The 17,126-nt window shown below is 59.9% G+C and carries 10 protein-coding genes and 2 pseudogenes; 9 read left to right on the top strand and 3 right to left on the bottom strand.

Annotated features, from left to right (window positions below):
- The first annotated feature begins 50 nt into the window (after positions 1–50).
- The 3 genes and pseudogenes from ACTTAG_RS14570 to ACTTAG_RS14580 form a co-directional block, all read left to right on the top strand.
- Positions 51–2,480 (top strand): calcium-binding protein, encoded by a 2,430-nt coding sequence (locus ACTTAG_RS14570; RefSeq protein WP_444462947.1) that lies wholly within the window; start codon positions 51–53, stop codon positions 2,478–2,480.
- A gap of 186 nt (positions 2,481–2,666) precedes the next feature.
- Positions 2,667–3,011: pseudogene (locus ACTTAG_RS14575) on the top strand (IS110 family transposase); the annotation flags it as partial.
- Positions 3,012–3,509: 498 nt separating this feature from the next.
- A pseudogene (locus ACTTAG_RS14580) lies at positions 3,510–3,842 on the top strand (helix-turn-helix domain-containing protein); the annotation flags it as partial.
- Here the strand turns inward: ACTTAG_RS14580 and ACTTAG_RS14585 are convergent.
- Positions 3,808–4,131: a transposase gene (locus tag ACTTAG_RS14585; protein WP_444465258.1), complete on the bottom strand. Its 324-nt coding sequence runs from the start codon at positions 4,129–4,131 to the stop codon at positions 3,808–3,810. The pseudogene ACTTAG_RS14580 and the gene ACTTAG_RS14585 overlap by 35 nt on opposite strands.
- Positions 4,132–4,271: 140 nt before the next feature.
- On the opposite strand from ACTTAG_RS14585, the gene ACTTAG_RS14590 reads away from it, so the two are divergent.
- On the top strand, positions 4,272–4,610 hold the full coding sequence (locus tag ACTTAG_RS14590) for a plasmid pRiA4b ORF-3 family protein (RefSeq protein ID WP_444465259.1): 339 nt from the start codon (positions 4,272–4,274) through the stop codon (positions 4,608–4,610).
- A 195-nt stretch (positions 4,611–4,805) separates the two neighbouring features.
- Here the strand turns inward: ACTTAG_RS14590 and ACTTAG_RS14595 are convergent, their stop codons facing one another.
- On the bottom strand, positions 4,806–7,268 hold the full coding sequence (locus tag ACTTAG_RS14595; RefSeq protein ID WP_444462948.1) for a S8 family serine peptidase: 2,463 nt from the start codon (positions 7,266–7,268) through the stop codon (positions 4,806–4,808).
- A gap of 10 nt (positions 7,269–7,278) precedes the next feature.
- Positions 7,279–8,337, bottom strand: a complete 1,059-nt coding sequence (locus ACTTAG_RS14600; protein ID WP_444462949.1) for an AAA family ATPase — start codon at positions 8,335–8,337, stop codon at positions 7,279–7,281.
- A 296-nt stretch (positions 8,338–8,633) separates the two neighbouring features.
- Here ACTTAG_RS14600 and ACTTAG_RS14605 point away from each other — a divergent pair, with 296 nt between their 5' ends.
- The 5 genes from ACTTAG_RS14605 to ACTTAG_RS14625 all read left to right on the top strand — a co-directional run bounded on the left by ACTTAG_RS14605 (position 8,634) and on the right by ACTTAG_RS14625 (position 17,122).
- The gene (locus tag ACTTAG_RS14605; RefSeq protein WP_444462950.1) at positions 8,634–9,560 is read left to right on the top strand and encodes a hypothetical protein; all 927 of its coding nucleotides are present in this window, start codon (positions 8,634–8,636) and stop codon (positions 9,558–9,560) included.
- A 346-nt stretch (positions 9,561–9,906) separates the two neighbouring features.
- On the top strand, positions 9,907–11,208 hold the full coding sequence (locus tag ACTTAG_RS14610; protein ID WP_444462951.1) for a hypothetical protein: 1,302 nt from the start codon (positions 9,907–9,909) through the stop codon (positions 11,206–11,208).
- Complete coding sequence (locus ACTTAG_RS14615) at positions 11,208–12,059, top strand: hypothetical protein (RefSeq protein ID WP_444462952.1); 852 nt, start codon at positions 11,208–11,210, stop codon at positions 12,057–12,059. The genes ACTTAG_RS14610 and ACTTAG_RS14615 overlap by 1 nt, the downstream gene beginning before the upstream one ends.
- A gap of 433 nt (positions 12,060–12,492) precedes the next feature.
- Complete coding sequence (locus ACTTAG_RS14620) at positions 12,493–15,546, top strand: AAA domain-containing protein (protein ID WP_444462953.1); 3,054 nt, start codon at positions 12,493–12,495, stop codon at positions 15,544–15,546.
- Positions 15,518–17,122: a hypothetical protein gene (locus tag ACTTAG_RS14625; protein WP_444462954.1), complete on the top strand. Its 1,605-nt coding sequence runs from the start codon at positions 15,518–15,520 to the stop codon at positions 17,120–17,122. The genes ACTTAG_RS14620 and ACTTAG_RS14625 overlap by 29 nt, the downstream gene beginning before the upstream one ends.
- Positions 17,123–17,126 lie beyond the last annotated feature (4 nt).

Raw genomic sequence — 17,126 nt, forward strand, 5'->3', positions numbered from 1 at the left:
CGCGATAAAATCAAACCGGTCAGAGCGAGATATTTTGCGCAGGATTCAAGATGCCTTATGAACTCGGACGTGACTTTGTTTATGCCCTCAGCGGCCAAATATCAACTTTGCGTGATATTTATATTTCTTACCCCGATGGATCACTCCACGCCTATCTGAGCACCTTGTATGAAGATGGTAGTGTCGATTTTAGAAACTTGCAATTCGGCGAAGATTTTGATTCATACCATTTATATTACATCGGCGCAAGTACACGTTCCAGCGTACAGATTTACTGGGGCAACGACAACGAACGCACGGATCAAATTGATGGAATTGCATGGGTATCTGCAGGTCTTTGGGGTGAAGATTCTGTAAATGACATCTCAGTCATCCTTTACGCTCAGTCGGGCAATGATTCGCATCCTGTCGAAGAAATCCCAATTACATGCAATCTTAACTCTATAAGAGAGGCGAACGCTCAAGTAGCTGTTATTGATAGCAACACCATAGTCGTGGCCTGGCAAGACGTCGTTCAAATCGATGGAATTTGGTACCCACAGAATTTCCACATTCAAGAGATCACCTACTCACCATACACCTCGTCACAACTTCAGGCGCTGCAGCAAATTTGGGACGCAATAGAAGACTTTCGAACGACAGCTACCGAGTATTTTAACGCGATTGCCGATGCTGCGCTGGCCACTCCTGCTCTTCGAGAGGTAGTTGATTGGCGTGAGTTGGCGCGAGCCGGAGTAGAGCAATTAGCTGTCGTTTTTGACGGCTTTGCCAATGATGACATTGCGCGATCCGCTTTAGACCTTAGCAATATTCAGGATTTCACAAGTTTCTTAAGTCAGATGGGTCGATGGGCCCCATCTCAGGCGACTCTCAACTCTTTCCTCGCTGATGCGCCGAACATTATAGCGAATATTTTACACCTTGCGGACGGAATGGAGGCTATCAGGAATACGATCGCATCAAGTAACGTTAGTTATGCCTATGAATTCTTAGACGAATATGTTCCGTTCCTAATAGGTGATCGTTTGGCAAGCCTGGCATTTCAAAGTGGCGCCGGGGGGTTCATTACTGGTTCTTTATCAACCATCGCAGGGTTATCGAACGTTGGCTTGACGGTAATGTCCGGCGGCACATCACTTGTTATAGGTTATGGGGCAGGTCTGGCGGCTCAAGCGATTAATGAACGGTTTGAGTTGACAGCCAATTTCGAAGCAATGACTAGCATCGCGCTTGTAAACATACGCAGTTCACTAGCTTATCCAGAGGGATATCCGGACGATCCGCAAATATCTGGCACAGGGTTCATTTGCGGGGGCGACAGCGATCAGACTTTGACTGGTTCCATAGGAAATGACACCATTTTCGGTGCAGGTGGTGACGACACATTGATTGGGGCTGGCGGATCAGACCGTTTGATAGGAGGCCGTGGTTCGGATGTATATTATGTCGACAATTCTGGCGTTCGAGTTATCGAGTCAAACCTTTTAGCCTACAGCTCTGATATTGACTCCGTATATTCCAGTGTTTCCTTCGAAATGGGTACCGGAATAGAATTTCTGCGCCTGCGTGGCGACACAGACCTGAGCGGGGTTGGAAATGCATCAAACAACACAATTTATGGAAATGCAGGCGATAACACTTTAAAAGGCAAGGCGGGAGATGATTTTCTATCAGGCCTATCCGGCGATGATAACCTTTACGGTGGATCAGGCAACAATACACTCAACGGCGGAAGCGGCCATGACACAATTTGGATCAGCACCAACTCAAACAATGTCATTGTGGGTGGCGCCGAACAAGATACAATTCGGTTCCTGAATGATTTTCCTGACGGCATTGGGATTGATCTTAGAGAAAGCAGGACGAATACGGATTGGGGCTGGCGCGGAGAATTTTCTTCTATTGAGAATATTGTAGGTTCTGCTGGGAATGATCGAATCATCGGCAATGCAGGGGCTAATGCTCTTAGTGGTATGGACGGTGACGACCAGATAAGTGGCGCAGACGGCCGTGACACCATTAGAGGCGGCATCGGGAGCGACACACTTTCAGGCAACAGCGGGGCGGATCTGATAAATGGAGGTGGTGGCAGCGATATCATTAGGGCTGGTAATGGCGCAGACACAATAAACGGCGACACTGGCAGAGATTTAATTTACCTCAGCACGGATCAAGCTTCTGATGTGATAGTTGTTAGTAGCGTAATTGATAGCAGAGGTCGCGGAAATGACGTCGTTGAAGGGTTTGAATTGAGTTTCGATCATATCGACTTGTCGATGATTGACGCAAACATAAATCGCGCAGGTCACCAGGCATTTAGTTATCAAAATCACGAAGCTTCCTACGGCATTTGGCTTGACTTTGCAAGCAATGGTGACGGGTTGGTGCGAGGGGATGTTGATGGAGATTCTGAGGCGGACTTCCAGATACGCCTCAGTGATATATGTGGAATTTTGACCCAGGATAATTTTATATTCTAAAATCTTCAAACCCGTAAATCGCCCGCACACGACATCGGTGCTCACTTGGCAAGGCAGCATACAATGTGAGGAGCTATCACAAAAATGTTGCAAAATGAGACGCATTGGGCGTTGATGATGTGACCGCCCCCCGACGGCATCTGTATGCCAAGGTGGGTCTGCAACGATCCACAGAGGGGAGCGGTCATGTCGGAGATTATCACGGTCGGGCTCGACCTGGCGAAGAATGTGTTCGAGGCGCATGGCGCTGACGCCTCGGGGCGTGCGGTTCTGCGCAAGAAGCTGAGACGGGACCAGGTGCTGGCTTTCTTCGGGCAGATGCCGCCGTGCGTCGTGGCGATGGAAGCCTGCGGCGGCGCGCATTTCTGGGGCCGCGAGATAGGCAAGCTGGGCCACCAGGTCCGTCTCATCCCGCCTGCCTACGTCAAACCCTTCGTGAAGCGGCAGAAGAACGACGCGGCGGACGCGGAGGCGATCTGCGAGGCCGCGCAGAGACCCACGATGCGCTTCGTGCCCGTTAAGAGCGAAGACCGGCGGCCTCGGCCCCGGCGTTCAGGCAAAAAAATCGTCTCGGCGCTGCCCAGCCGTTGCGACAGGACGAAGGGGCGATCGACCGGGCAGGCGCGCAGGGCCCGGTCACTTGCCAGCCGGGGAAACCAGATCGAGACGATGCGCCTGTGCGTATGCGCCGTCTCTGACCCATTGAAATCGTCGGTTCCAGCCGGTCGCGTGAACGGCGATTTTCCTTCTGAAGTTTCAGAAGGAGGCCGTGATGGCGGATGGAGGCGAAGGTTTTGGTGGCCGGATCGATGTGATTTCGCGGACACGGGGTTATCGGCGTTGGCCGGATGAAGTTAAGGCGCGGATCGTGGCGGAGAGTTTTCAGCTCTATTGATGCCGTTCGTATGTTCCCCAAAAGTGCCGTTTGAAAATTCCCCAGTTTTCCGGGTTTGAGCGCCAAGCTGCGGGGGGCATGCCCCCCGCAGCTTGGCAACGGCCATAATCCACCGCCTGATCCAGTCGACCGGGATGGGAGGCGAGCAGGTGGTCAGACTTGGGGAAGTTGTCATGATCCATGACTTGAGACGGCAGGGGCTTTCGATCTCGGCGATCGCGCGCAAGCTCGGCCTCGACAGAAAGACGGTGCGCAAACATCTGGAGATTGGCGTCGTCGCGCCGATTTATGGGCCGCGGGAACCGCGTCCGCGCCAGATCGCGCCCTTCGAGCCCTACCTGAAGGAACGTATCCTTGCCTTTCCGGATCTCTCCGGGCGGCGCCTTCTGCGCGAGATCCGGGGCATGGGATATGGTGGCGGTTACACGGCGGTCACAGATTATCTGCGTGAGGTGCGCCCGGCCCGGGTGTCTCCCGCAATGCCGCAACCACCCGCCCAAGATGCGCCGCGTCGAAGCCGGTCGGCACGAGGATCCGCACCCCGACAATCTCCAGCTGAAGGCTCGTCTCGGGTTGATCGCCCGGCCCGGCGCCCCCGCTCACCACGATCGGCACGAGCCCGAGGGCATCATCTTCCGGCATCGGCAAAAGCCCCTCGCGCGCGGCCCGGCGCCAGGCATGCAGTTGCGGCGCCGAAACCCCATGACGCCGGGCCACGTCGGCCACCGTCACCCCGTCCCGAAACGTCTCGAGCATCCGCGATGCGAAAAGAGGCGTCGCGCGTGGCTGCTGACCGGGCACCCGCCCCATGCCGCCCCCGCCCCGCGCCGAAACAGGTGACAACGCCGCCCCCCGCCGCCATGATCAGCGCCGGGCATCGGGCGAGGAGGGAGAAGGTGTTTTCGCAACGCAAGGTCGCGCAACTCAATGTCAGGCTGATCGAAATCGACCCGCCGATCTGGCGCCGATTGCTCGTCCCGTCGGACTGGACCCTTGCCAAGCTCCACCGCGTTCTGCAGGCGGCCTTCGGTTGGACCGATGCGCATCTGCACGAATTCCAGATTGGCGGTCTACGATATGGCGATCCGGATCTGCTGGATGATGGCTTCGACGGCCCTCGGGTTTTTGACTATGCCGATGTGCGGCTTCTCGATTTTCTGGGCCAGCCCGAGGCGGTCTTCGTCTACGTCTATGATTTCGGCGACAACTTCGCCGGCAGCGCTCTTTCCCCATAGCCATCTCCAGGCTCCTCGCGGCTTCGTCCTTGGGAGGTTTTCCAACGCGGGCCGAGCACTAGACGCCACCCTCACGACCCGGCCCGCGTCGAAAAACCTTCACCGAAGCCGCCACTCGGCCCCCAATAGTCAACGTCTGCTTCGCGCCCCACTACAGTCGCTCAAACGAAACACTTCCATTACCAAAAGTGGCCGTTACTCGCTCGACTTGCTGGTGCTCCGGTGCAGAGTACTGGAGCTGTTCAAATGGCGACCGGCACCTGCGGCTTGAGCGCGATGCGATTGAGTACCTGGATATACTTGGATCTCGCCTGGCATTTCGAGTGTCACGACAATCGCGAAATTGGCGGGCGTGTCGCCGTCGTCGGCCTCACGCTGAACGTCGAGCTTGAATAAGCCGTTGGCGGCGATCGCCGCAGCCCTGTCGCCTTCCCAACGGCGATGGACCACGGTACCCTTGTGCGCTTGGTTGGGGTCGGGCTGAAAGGCGCTCGCCTTGATGCCGGCGGTGCCGAGTTCGGTGGGCTCCACGATCTTCATCCGCACCGCTCGATAGGCAACAGCACCCGGACGCGGCGGCGAGAACCAGGCCAGTGTTGCAGACAAGCCGTGCGGCTGCGCCTTGGCGTTCATGGCTGCCGGCCAAGGAATACTGAAGCGCTTGCCTTGGTCAGCGGCAAGCGTGCCGACGGCCCACAGGGTAGCGCGATCGTCGGCACAACTTATGATGCGATCGGGATCGAAGGCGCCGTATCCGATATAGCGGCGGACATTGTCCTTCTGCCGGACATGAAATTTGCCCTCAGGCGGCCCCAAGACTTCGATCAGGAGATCGCGTGCGTCTGTCCAGCGCGAGCCATGTACCAGAAGCGCCTTCAGTAGGCACGCGCGTTGTGCAGCCGGGAGCGCGCCGAAGTCCGGATAGGCGGCTTCGAGCGCTTCATGGGCGCGTGCGGCGACACCGGTTGCGAGCGCGGCGGCGACACTCGTTCCGATCGAACGAGCGACGATATTCGGTCCAAGTGATGTCGCCGAAGGCGGCGCTGCGACCGCGATCCCGCCGAAGGTTGCTGCGTTTTCGCGGAGAGGCCGCAGTTGCAGTTTGGCGCCCTGTGGCGACAAGCGAACATGATGGCGCCCACCCGGTGCCAGGATTTCAGGTTTGGTGGCACCGTTGTGACCTGGCCCGAGCGCACTCGACACGGAGCAGAGGCCGGTGTTTGTCCAGACATCGAAATTATAGGCGGGCAAAGCATTCGGATAGGTGAACTGATCAGCATGCAGCGCCCCGACGGTAATTGCGTTCATAGACTCGGCCGGGGCCAGCAAACGCCGCGTCGCCAATTGCTGGGCGCTGGCGCGTAGTGCCACCCGTGCGCGATTGGCAGGATCAAGCGCCTCGAATGCGCTCGCGGTCATGTTTTCCGTTTCGAGCGGGGCAAGATGATTGCCGGCGCTGATCACGAAAAGGATTCCATAGGTGGCGGCGAGATGATCGACGACGCGTGCCCAGCCCGAAAGGCGCCCGGCAAAAGGCTTGTTGGGATCGCCAAGAGAGGCGTTGACGATCAGGACATGTTGCGCGGTCGGTGCATCGCCGGTACGCATGGCGAGGATCGCACGCTCAAACATGTCGGCCGGCAAAAGGTCGGGAAAACGCTCGTGTTGGTCGGGTTCAGCTGGCGCGTAGAGCATGTTGACGAAGTGGACGCGACGTTCGAGCGGCCGACTCCATGGGGCGTTGATGTCGCCGTGGATTACGGCGCTCGCCATCGCTGTGCCATGGCTGCGCATGCCGACAGCTAAGCCCTCCAAGTCGAAAGGGTCCTCAACGCTCAGCGTGCCGGCAAGGCGCGGGTGCTGCGAAAGTGGGACCGCATCGAAAATGGCGGCAATCGGATCGCCTTCGAGCGCCGGCGCGCCGCCGGCAGGGATTTCGCCAATCTCTTCGGATGGAACAAGCTGGAAGACACTTTGCGGACGTATCTGGAGTACTGCCTCGAGCCCGGCGAGGCCCGCAGGGTTGCGCGCGATGATATCGGCGAGCGCCGGCCCCGGCAGGTCGGCCAGCAATGCGTGATAGCCGGCGCCAGTGATCCTTGAGCGCGAAACGACGACTCCGCCTACGGCGAGGATGCCCGCACGAGCCTCCGCCTCGGTCGTGTCCCCGTCGCGGCGAAAAACGAGTTCGATCTCGACCCGGATTCGCGCGGCATTTCGCGCGTACTCCTCGACCAAGACGTCGTGATCGGACGTCGTCACGCGGTCCTGAGGTCCCCACGACCGAATGTCGCGTAGCTGCGAAAGCATGGCCTTCCAAGTGCTGAAGCGCGGCGGCACATTGCCGTCTTTCTGCCAGCCTCGCCAAAGGGTGACGATGTTGCGAAGCGCTGCTTCGCTCGGGACCATCAGATATGCGACCGGATTGTTGTCGAACTCGTCCTCGTCGAGATCCTCAGCACCTAGAAACTCAAGGCCGGGCACGAGGCGTACTGCCTCGGTGAACTGCGTCACTCCGCCCGTCAACTCGAACACGAGCAGGCGCTCTGGCGCGAGCGCGTCCAGATTGGCACGCAACTGCAGAATCGGCGTGGAAGCGTCGAGTTGCGCGGCCAGCCCGGCAAGTTTCCGACCGGCAGGTGTGCCGGCCTGTGCCACCGGATCGAGCCTACGAGGCGGAGGAACTCTCCTGCCCTTTTTTCTTGGGATTTCTGGGGCTGCGTCGAGACGCAGCAGAGGCTGTTTCGGTAGGTTGGCCATCGTTCTCCGGCTTTATGCGCGTTTTCCAGAGACGAAGTTCCTGGGCGAGGAGGCTCTTTAGCGTCTCTTCCCCCTGGGACAATATGTGCCGCCGCCGGATATTCTGACAGAGTTCAAAGATGTCGGCAAAGCTCGATGGCCCCATTCGGTCAGCAACCTGGGTCGCTGACAAGCCGGCAGGCTCGGGCCAAGCGCTGAAGAAACGATCGATCAGGACGGCCGCAGCGTCGCGCGAAGGTAGCGGCATATCGATGCGCAACTGAAAACGCCGCCAGACGGCGCGATCGAGCAGTTCAGCGTGGTTGGTCGCTGCGACCACCACGACATAGCTCGGCAGTTGGTCAAGCTGCATCAAGAGGAAGGAGACTACGCGCTTGATCTCACCTGTCTCGTGGATGTCGCCGCGCTCTTTGCCGACCGAGTCGAATTCGTCGAAGAAAAGGACGCACGGTGTCGTCCGGGCGTAGTCAAAAAGCCGAGCGAGCCTTGCATTGGTTTCGCCTAGATAGGCGCCGACGAGCGCGTCATAGCGAACGGTAAGCAGCGGTACCGCGATGGCTTCCGCCAGCGCCTCGGCTAGTGAGGTCTTACCATTGCCGGGCGGGCCGGAAAGGAGGACGCGATGGCGCGGTTGCATGCCTTGGGCGCGTAGCAGGTCGGCGCGGTGATGTTCCTCGACGAGTTGCTTGGTCAAATGCTCAGCTGGCAAGGTCAGGATTAGGCTAGCTAGCTCTACGCGCGGCTCCGATTCGATGACGAAATCTCGGCCAGGTGCGCCGGTGCGCCGTAGCTCGCTCGACGCCGAAACCGGCACCGAAGCGAGCGCCCGGTGGAGTTTGTCGGCCAGGACATGATGGCTCTTTGCGCGTTCCTCGGCAACCAGCGCCTCAACTGCTGTAGTCAATGTCGACCGGTCGCCAGACGCTCCTGCCTTCACCAAAGAAACAAGGAGATCACTTCTAGCCATCTGGTCCCACACATGCCCTTTCGCCTATATGGCGAAAGGTAACACACCGGTCGGTGCGAGTGAATCCCTGATCCGATCAAAGATCTGCTATATCGCAAGCGGCCCAAAGCAGCCGGCTCAGAGTGCGCATTTGCTTCCGCGCAAGTTCTCGGAAGCGGTCATTTGTGGCACGATGCGGAAAAATCCGATAGCTAGATGCCGTCAGAGCGGAGGCAGCGAATTGTCTTCACAAGCCTGTCCATATTGACGGCCATGCCGTCATCAGGTCTGCTTCGGCTTCAAAGGTAGGTGATAACATGGTCCAGGAGCTGAAACTCTTCTTCACGGATTACCCTCGGCAGATCCTCGAGATGCGGGGGGTGAGGCCAGCAGAGTTGCCCACGGGCCTGATGGATCAGCTATTGGACTATCGGGAGCGGTCGCTCGCCATCCTTGATGACGCCCAGGTCTTCCGGATCGATATCGATGCCTATTGGATGATGAACGAGTTGATCAACGAGATGAAGCGGGATGGGCTGGACGAGCTTTTCTCCCAGGTTCAGCTGCCGTTTCCGACCATGATCATCATGCCACCTCTCTTGGGGGCGGATGGGATCATGCGACAGAATGACGGTTCCGTCCTGGGTCTCGTCACGCAGGTCGAGGAGGAAATCTACACCCAGCGCTTCGCCATTCGCCAGAACACCGTTAGCCCAAGTGCCTGCTGCATGATCACCAAAGGTATTGGAGCTTCGGCCATCCCGACGCCCACAAAAGAGCTGTTCGAAGCTGTGGGCATGCAGGTTTCGGATAGCATGATCGATGAAGAACTCGCCATGAATCAAAACTTCCTGGGGTCGGCCGTCGCGATAGCCACCCTGCTACGCCATGACGGCATGCTCGATGCGCAGGAGGTCTCGCTCCACCCTAGGCATGAGAGACGCCAGGCTGAGCGGTCCGGCAAGGTGCTTACTGACACGCTCATCACGAGGATCACCCTAGGCAAGGCGGGGCGCGGCCAAGTCGAGGCCATGAAGGACCATGTCTCGGCTGATCGGCGTGAAGGCATGCCCCGAAGAACCCATTGGGTCCGGGGGCACTATATGAAGAGCAGGTCGGGAAAGCTCGTCTGGCGTATGCCCCATCTTCGCGGCGCAGGCCCGCTGGTCCCCCAGCTGCGGCATGTGACTGGCTCTGCCTCGGTCGGTGGTTTACCGACAACTCCGCAGGTCAATGATACTTAGACGGTTCCTCGGGAAACACGTCGCGCATTCTAGAGCGGCCCTGAGCCGCCGGTCGGCCCTCCCAGCGCGGGACGCCGAAGCCGTCACTCGGGCGAGCCGCAGCGTAAGGCTTTGCGTCGGTACGGGGGGACGACAGTAAGGTCTCTGCCTTGAATCCATAGAAATCAGGCAATAGCCGTCGTTCGGTGACATCGCGCGGTCCCGCCGCCTGAGGCAAACGCGAGTACCCTACAAAATCCATCGGAAAAGCGCGCGCGACGACACCGCATCGACAAACACTTCCTCCGATTGATCACGCATCCGAACCTGCTACTCATTGACTGGCGCATTGTTCGTTGGAGGTGGGATGGCTCAGCCGCGTAAGGATTTTGAGAGAAGGTCCGCAGCCACCATCTTCGTCGATCGACAGGAGCCCAAACAGACCTTTGTAGATGCGGCGGCCTCGATACCAACTCAAGGTTGTATAATTCGGACTTGGTATGGGGTGGGAGGCCAAGGAAAGACCGCCCTCGCACGAGAACTTTTTCGCATGGCAACGAGGAGCGAGGACCGTCGTTTCGCGCATCTGCGCTGCGCAATGCTGGACCTACACAATCGTTCGCTAACGGATCCAGATCTTCTCTTGATCTGGATCCGCAACGCCATGTCGCGCGCAGGCATCGCCTTCCCCGCCTTCGATCTGGCTTTTGCGATCATGTGGGAGCAGACACGCGGCGCAGAAAATCTTCCCGTTATCGAAAACTCGTGGCTTTCGCGATCAGGCGAATTGGTAAGCGAGAACGCGAATGATTTTGTGACCCTAACGCGCGAGTTCCTCTCGGAACAGGCGTCGACGATTCCAGTCCTCGGTTTTCTGATCAAGAAAGGGAGCATATGGGCCATAGACAAGGCAAAAAAATCTTGGATCAAGCGGGCCCATACACATGTCAATGTGCTCTACCGAGACGGGAAGTTAATCGAGCCGCACGAGATGTCAGAAGCAATGCCCTGGATACTGGCGCAAGACTTGAACGCGCATCTGGTGGCTCATCCCGAGGATCGCTTCGTCCTTTTCGTCGACGAATACGAGCGCGTGCATGAAGGGGCAGGCACCGGCGCGAAGTGGCGAGACAACCGGCTCGACAACTGCCTGCGCTCCCTGATCACTGAGACGAACGGGCTTTTGACCCTGTTCTTCTCACGCGAGCGGCTGCCATGGGGGGATGACCCCCAATGGCGTAAAGACCTTGAGGGAAATCAACATCTGTTGGGTGGCCTCTCGGATTCCGATGCTGAAGACTGGCTGCTCAGGGTGCCCGTGTCTGACATCGCCATCCGGCGCGCTATGGTCGCTGGCGCTCGAGAAACGAGTTCTCCCGAAGCTCCGGTCTATCCACTGATGCTTGATTTGCAGGTAGAACATTGGCGCAACCTCGGTAACGCTGCACTCGTGCCGCTTTCTTTGGTCAGGACCCCAGCTTTGTCGACTTCGTCAACGATCATCATCGGGTTTGCAGTGCGGCTGGCGAGCACGGTTTCGACCGGGATTCCGGGGCATGTGCCGGACCAACCCTTTTCGAGACCGGAGATCCTGAACCCCGCGCTGCCACCGCCGACATCGATCCGGCGCACGGGCAAAGCGGCGAGTTCGCCCAGACGGCGTGCATAATGGCTCTTGCCACAGCCCGGATCCCCCACGAGCAGGATCGGCCGGAGAAGAAGCCCGCTGCGACCGGTGGTGAGGACCGCGAGCAACTGCTGCCGGATCGCCGTCGACACTGCCGACATCCACGGGGCCTCGGCATGCAGCGCGGCGATCAGTTCGTCGACTTCATGGGCCGTCTTGGGACCGACGACCAGCGCCCCTTCGCGGGCGAGGCGGCGAAGGAATTCGCGTTGCGCGGACTTGAGCTCGGCAATGCCCGGCAGGGTCGCAAGCTTGCGTTTGATGCAGGCTTCGATGCGGGGCTGTGCCCGGTTGGTCGGGAAGTATCCGACGTTGCCATGACGCGCCCGCCAGCGTTTGCGCAGCGCGTTCATCACCTCGATCGGGTCTGCGAGGCCAAGCAAGGGCGGGACGATATCGATCCTGTTGGTCATCGTGTCATTCCCGGGGCGTGCGAAAAAATGCAAAATCCGGTTGCGCGGGCGAATGCCGCGATGGGGCACTCTTGCTCAGGCGCTTCGGGAGGCATGCGCATGCATGCCCGCGGGCGGGGGGATTTGGGCAATGGCATTGGACTCTCCGGGCAGCCGCAAAGGACCGGCCGATATCGACCGGGCGGGCACCAATTGCGCACATGCGAATACCGCTCGAGACCGGGCAAGGCTTCGCAAGATCAACGGTTTCGGGATGGGCAGCCCGGCTGCGGCCGACCGCTAACGATCGGCGCCACGAACGGCCCGGTGGGGATTCTGGCAGTGATATCGAGGGGGATGATGGCCGCAGATTCGGGGCGAGTCAAGTGTAACGCATTGAATAAAAAGACAAATGCGAAAAACGAAATGATGCACGTATAAAAAATATCCCCTCGCTTCGCCATGGCGTCGATGCGGCCCTGCCTGCGATCCGATGCGAGCTGGCATGCCGTGGAGATTGCAGCGTAGCCATCTTGGTTTCACGGTGGCTGCGACCAAGTCGACGGAATGCTCTCGGATGTCGGGGAGGAAATCCACTGGATCCCGAAGTGAAACAGGACCGGGATTAATCGTCTCGACCGTGTAACGACAGCTTGCATGGTAGCTAAAAAATTGAAATATTACCTGATGTTATGAATCGAAAGCTGCCTCTGCACTTGATGAGGTCGACTATTGAAATGCCAAATCTGACCGTGTTTCTGGATTGAGAGCAGACATGTCTGTCGTATTGCGCACCGTAAAGGCGTTTCCCCGCGGGCGCACCACGGAGGAGCTTCACGCACTTCTGGGAACGACATTCCGGCATGAAGAACGTATGGCGCTTCTGGGCGAACTTGAGGCTCTGGCCCGGCAAGGAAGCATCCGCAGGCGTCACGACGGGCGCTGGATACCGATTGATCCTCCGCCGATGGCGTCGCCCGGCAAGCGCATCCCCCAATCGGCAGGCGCTCCTGTCGAGTCGGCGACGATCGTCGCGGCGGCTTTCAACCGGACGGAAATCACGGCCGCGCCGCTGGCCGATGAGAGTGCGACCGACAGCGACCGGATCGACCCGAAGGCGCTGCTGCGCTATTGGCGTTCGGCCCTGCGCGCCGATCCGAGGGGGGCGATCACCGAGGCGTTCGATCGCCACGGGGCGGTTTGGCACTTGATTTCGGGGCAAGGGCCCCTGCTGCCGGAGGCGGGCCAGGTGGTGCGCCTGCGCATTGATCTTGACGCGCTGGCGCCGGAGTTTCGCGCGGCCCTGGTGAAGCGTGAAGCAAACGAAAATGCGTTGGCGATTGGCTGGCCTTTGGCGTTCGGGCGCCGGTCCGGCGCACCTGCCGTTTGGCCCGTGGGTCTGATTGCTGCCGAATGGCGCCGTGTGGCAGGCTTTCTGGAAATCGACGTCTCGGCCGATGATGTGCTGTTGAACCCGGATTGGCTGCGAGGAACCGCGCGCAACTCCGGGTGGTCGGCGAAAGATCTGGAAGAGGTCTTTGCCGAGGCAGATGGCGTTGGTCTCGAGGGCGAAGAATTTCTGTCGCGTCTTCGTGATGCTGCGGCCACTCTGGTCAAGGGCAAGCTGTCTGGCGCATGGCTTTGCCCCGAGATCGATCCGCAGGCACAGGGCATCTTCGACGCGGCGGCACTGTTCCTGCCCGAGGACAGCAGCTTTACCGCTGGTGCCGTGCGCGATCTCGATGCAATCGCCGAATGGCCCGAGGCGCAGCTGGCTCGCAGCGCTTTGGCGCCGCTTCTGGGGCTGACCTCCGCCCATCCGCCCGCCGCCATTCCCGCGCTCAATGTCGGCGCCTTGAATGCCGAACAGATCGGCGCGGTTCGAGCCGCCTGTTCGGCACCTCTGACCGTCGTCACCGGCCCGCCCGGCACGGGCAAGTCGCAGGCGATCGTGTCGATGGCAGCTTCGGTGCTGATGGCGGGAGGCTCGGTGCTTGTCGCCTCGAAGAACCATCAGGCGCTGGATGCGGTTCAGGATCGCTTGGGAGGCCTTGCCCCCGAGGCGCCCTTCGTCGTGCGCACGCTCGATCCTTCGGGAGAGGTGGATCGGTCCTTTGCAACGGTTCTGCGTGACCTTGTACAGGGAGACACGGGGGCACCGCGTCCTCTCGACGATCTGCTGCGCGACAGGCTGACCGAGCTTGCGATGAACCGGGCTCTGGCGCTTGATCTTGTCGCGCGGCGGGGCGAGATCGAATGTGCGCTCGCCGATCTGCTTGAGAGGATCGAGGCTCGCAGGAAACTTCCGCAACCTGAGGGCTCGACATCTGTGCCGGATCAGGCACCTCGTTCGGGCCTTGTCGCGCGCGTGCTGTCCCTGCTGCGATCTCTCTTCGCGCGCGCCCCTGCCAACATAAAAACGGCGGGCGTCGTGCTCTCAGGGCTTGCCGCACTTGAGGACGACCTCGCGAGGCTGCGCACCGAGCGTGACGGCCTTGCCGATCCGCCTGATGTCATCGCCTTGACGGCAGAGATTGCGGATCTGGCCCGCAAGGTGCTTGCGGCGGTGCTGATGGCACGCACCACCGTTTCCCACGAGGCCCGTGATCGACTTGACGAGGCGAAGGCCGACCTCGATTTCGCCGGGACCAAGGCCGGACTGCCGCCGGATCTGGTACAGTCGGTGCTTGCCCATCGTCCGCTCTGGCTTGTGTCCGTGCTTGGTGCGCCAAAGCGCCTGCCGCTCGAGGCGGGGCTTTTCGATCTGGTCATCTTCGACGAGGCGAGCCAATGCGACATCGCCTCTGCCCTGCCGTTGTTTGCCCGCGCGCGCCGCGCCGTTGTTGTCGGCGACAATCGGCAACTGAATTTCATCCCGCAGCTTGGGCAGGCGCAGGACCGCAACCTGATGCAGGCGCAGGGGCTTCCTGTCGCGCGGATGAGCCGCTTCGCACAAAGTCGGCAATCGCTTTTCGATTTCGCGCAGAGGATGCCGGGGGCAGAGCGGATCCTGTTGCGGCAGCAATATCGGTCCGTCGGTCCGATCGTCGACTATATCAGCCGCGAATTCTACGGATCGGAACTGAAGACCGCCTATGACCCGGCAACGATCCGCGCGCCCGTCGATGTGAAACCCGGGCTTGCCTGGACCCATGTGCCGCCCCCGGCCACGCTTGATGCCAACAATGTCAACCGGGCCGAAGTGGCGGCGATCGTCGCGCATGTCGAACGGTTGCTGGTTCACGAAGGATATTCGGGCACGCTGGGCGTAACTTCGCCATTCCGGGGGCAGGTCCATGCCATTGAAGAGGCCATCCGCAGGGCGATCCCGCCGCAAAAGCTCGTCGCCGCCGAGTTTCGCGTGGCAACCGTCGACGGATTTCAGGGGCAGGAACGCGACGTGATCCTGTTCTCGCCGACACTCACGGCCAGCAGTCGCATGACGTCGATCAGCTTCGTGCAAAAGGATCACCGCCGTCTGAACGTCGCCATCTCGCGCGCACGGGCGGTCGCGCATGTGTTCGGCGATCTGGATTTTGCCCGGGCACGGACGGTCCGAACCCTTGCCTCCCTTGCCGCGGCAGCCACGGAACCGCGGCAGCGCACAGGCGAAGGGGTCTTCGACAGCGATTGGGAACGTATTCTTTATCACGCCCTGAAAGGGCGTGGCCTGAACCCGATGCCGCAATATGACATCGCCGGGCGCAGGCTCGATTTCGCGCTGTTCGGCACCGGCGGGATCAAGCTCGATCTCGAAGTGGACGGGCGACAATTTCACCAAACCGCGGATGGCCGACGCAAGCTGTCGGACCATTGGCGGGACCATCAATTGAAGTCCCTTGGCTGGCGGGTGCGCCGGTTCTGGGTGGACGAACTGGCCCAAAACATGGAGGCGTGCCTTGACCTCGTCGAACGAGACCTTTCGTAGATCGCGGACCCATACGATCATTGCCGCCAGCCTTTCCGCCGTCTCGGTCGTAGGTCTGGGGGTGCTTGGGGTGCAGATGAGTGGTCTGAATGATCGCTTTGGCCAGATCGCGGGAGACATCGATTATTTCACCGCCGAACGGACCCGGCTGCAAGACGGGCGAGATGCTCTGGTGAGCGAACGCGCGACACTTGACCAGACGGTCGCCGCGCTGCGCGACGAAAAGCTGAAGCTTGAGACGGAAAAGGCCGAGGCGATCCGGCTACGGGATGCCGCCGTTTCCGACCGCGATGCGGCGGCGGCAAAGCTGGAGACGATCACGGCAGGTCTTGCCGAAGCCAAGGCGACGATTGCGAAGGCCGAAGATCTTGCCGGGGATGTGCGCGGTCTGGAGAGCCAGAAGCGCGTGCTTGATCGGGACATCGACGCTCTGGTCAAGGATAAATCCGCAGCCGCAACAGCGATCGAAGACTTGACCGCGGAAAAGGACGCTTTGTCGAAGGATGTCGATGGGTTGACGAAAACCCGTGACGATCTGCGCGGGCAGGTTGAAAAGGCTCAGGACGATCTGACACCGTTGCGTGCGCAGGCATCGGAGCTTGAGGCACAGGTCAAGGGGCTCGAAGCAAGGGCCCAAGAGCTTGCAGATGTCGAGGCGAGATTGGCGACCTCCCGCTCGGATCAGGCCAAGGCCGAGGCGCGACTGGCGGAGCTTGGCCCGAAGGTTTCTGATCTTGAAACGCGGAAGTCGGCGCTTGATGCATCAATCTCGGATCTGAGTGCGAAAAGCGAAACCCTGACAGGGGAAGTCCAGGCCGCGCAGGCACGCAGCCGCAGTCTGACGGCGCAGGCAGATGACGCACAGGCGCGCCTGACCGAAATTACGGCAAAGATCGAAGCGCAAAGCACTCAGTTGGCCGAAGCGCAAAAGGCGCTGTCAGTGGCCAAGGCGGAACGTGACGACGCGCAATCTCAGGCCACGGCTCTCGCGGGACAGGTCGCAGAACGGCGGGCGCAACTCGCGCAGACCGAGGGAGCCAAGGCCGCCATTACGCAACTTCAAGCAAACCAGACGGCGCTTGAAGCGGTCGTGACGCAAAAACAGGCAGAATTGGCGAAGGCCCGGACAGATCTTGCGACCACAGCGACCGAACTGTCGGCGGCCCAATTGGCGCTGACTGGCGCCACCGCGCGCAAGGCAACGCTCGATCAAGAGATCACGGCGGATCAGGCCGAGCAAAGCGCGCTGCAAGCCTCGATTAGGGCATTGCAGGCGGATAAGACGCAGCTTGAGCAAGCGGTGCAAACATTGGAAGCTTCTCTTGACGACCTAAAGGCGCAGGCCAAGGCTGAACGCGACGCCGTCATGACCGCTAGCGCGGAAAGAGACGATCTGCGTTCCCAGATCTCCGAACTGGACGACAAGATTGCGAGAGCCCGGTCCGATGCAGCCAACGCCAGCGACCGCGCCTCGCAAGCTCAGGCAGAACTGGCTGCAATCGAACAAAAGATCGACTCGGCCCGCTCGACCCCTCCCACTGCGGCTCCCGTCGCGCCTGCCACCGCCGGACAATAAGGGA

This window comes from Rhodobacter capsulatus (assembly GCF_052363185.1).
In the GTDB taxonomy this organism is placed as follows: Bacteria; Pseudomonadota; Alphaproteobacteria; order Rhodobacterales; family Rhodobacteraceae; genus Rhodobacter; species Rhodobacter capsulatus_E.

Bases quoted from the DNA above. Each gene is read 5' to 3' on its own strand.
- ACTTAG_RS14600 (WP_444462949.1), bottom strand. From the start codon at position 8,337: ATGGCTAGAAGTGATCTCCTTGTTTCTTTGGTGAAGGCAGGAGCGTCT.
- ACTTAG_RS14615 (WP_444462952.1), top strand. From the start codon at position 11,208: ATGGCTCTTGCCACAGCCCGGATCCCCCACGAGCAGGATCGGCCGGAG.
- ACTTAG_RS14610 (WP_444462951.1), top strand. From the start codon at position 9,907: ATGGCTCAGCCGCGTAAGGATTTTGAGAGAAGGTCCGCAGCCACCATC.
- ACTTAG_RS14620 (WP_444462953.1), top strand. From the start codon at position 12,493: ATGGCGCTTCTGGGCGAACTTGAGGCTCTGGCCCGGCAAGGAAGCATC.
- ACTTAG_RS14570 (WP_444462947.1), top strand. From the start codon at position 51: ATGCCTTATGAACTCGGACGTGACTTTGTTTATGCCCTCAGCGGCCAA.
- ACTTAG_RS14585 (WP_444465258.1), bottom strand. From the start codon at position 4,131: ATGCTCGAGACGTTTCGGGACGGGGTGACGGTGGCCGACGTGGCCCGG.
- ACTTAG_RS14605 (WP_444462950.1), top strand. From the start codon at position 8,634: ATGGTCCAGGAGCTGAAACTCTTCTTCACGGATTACCCTCGGCAGATC.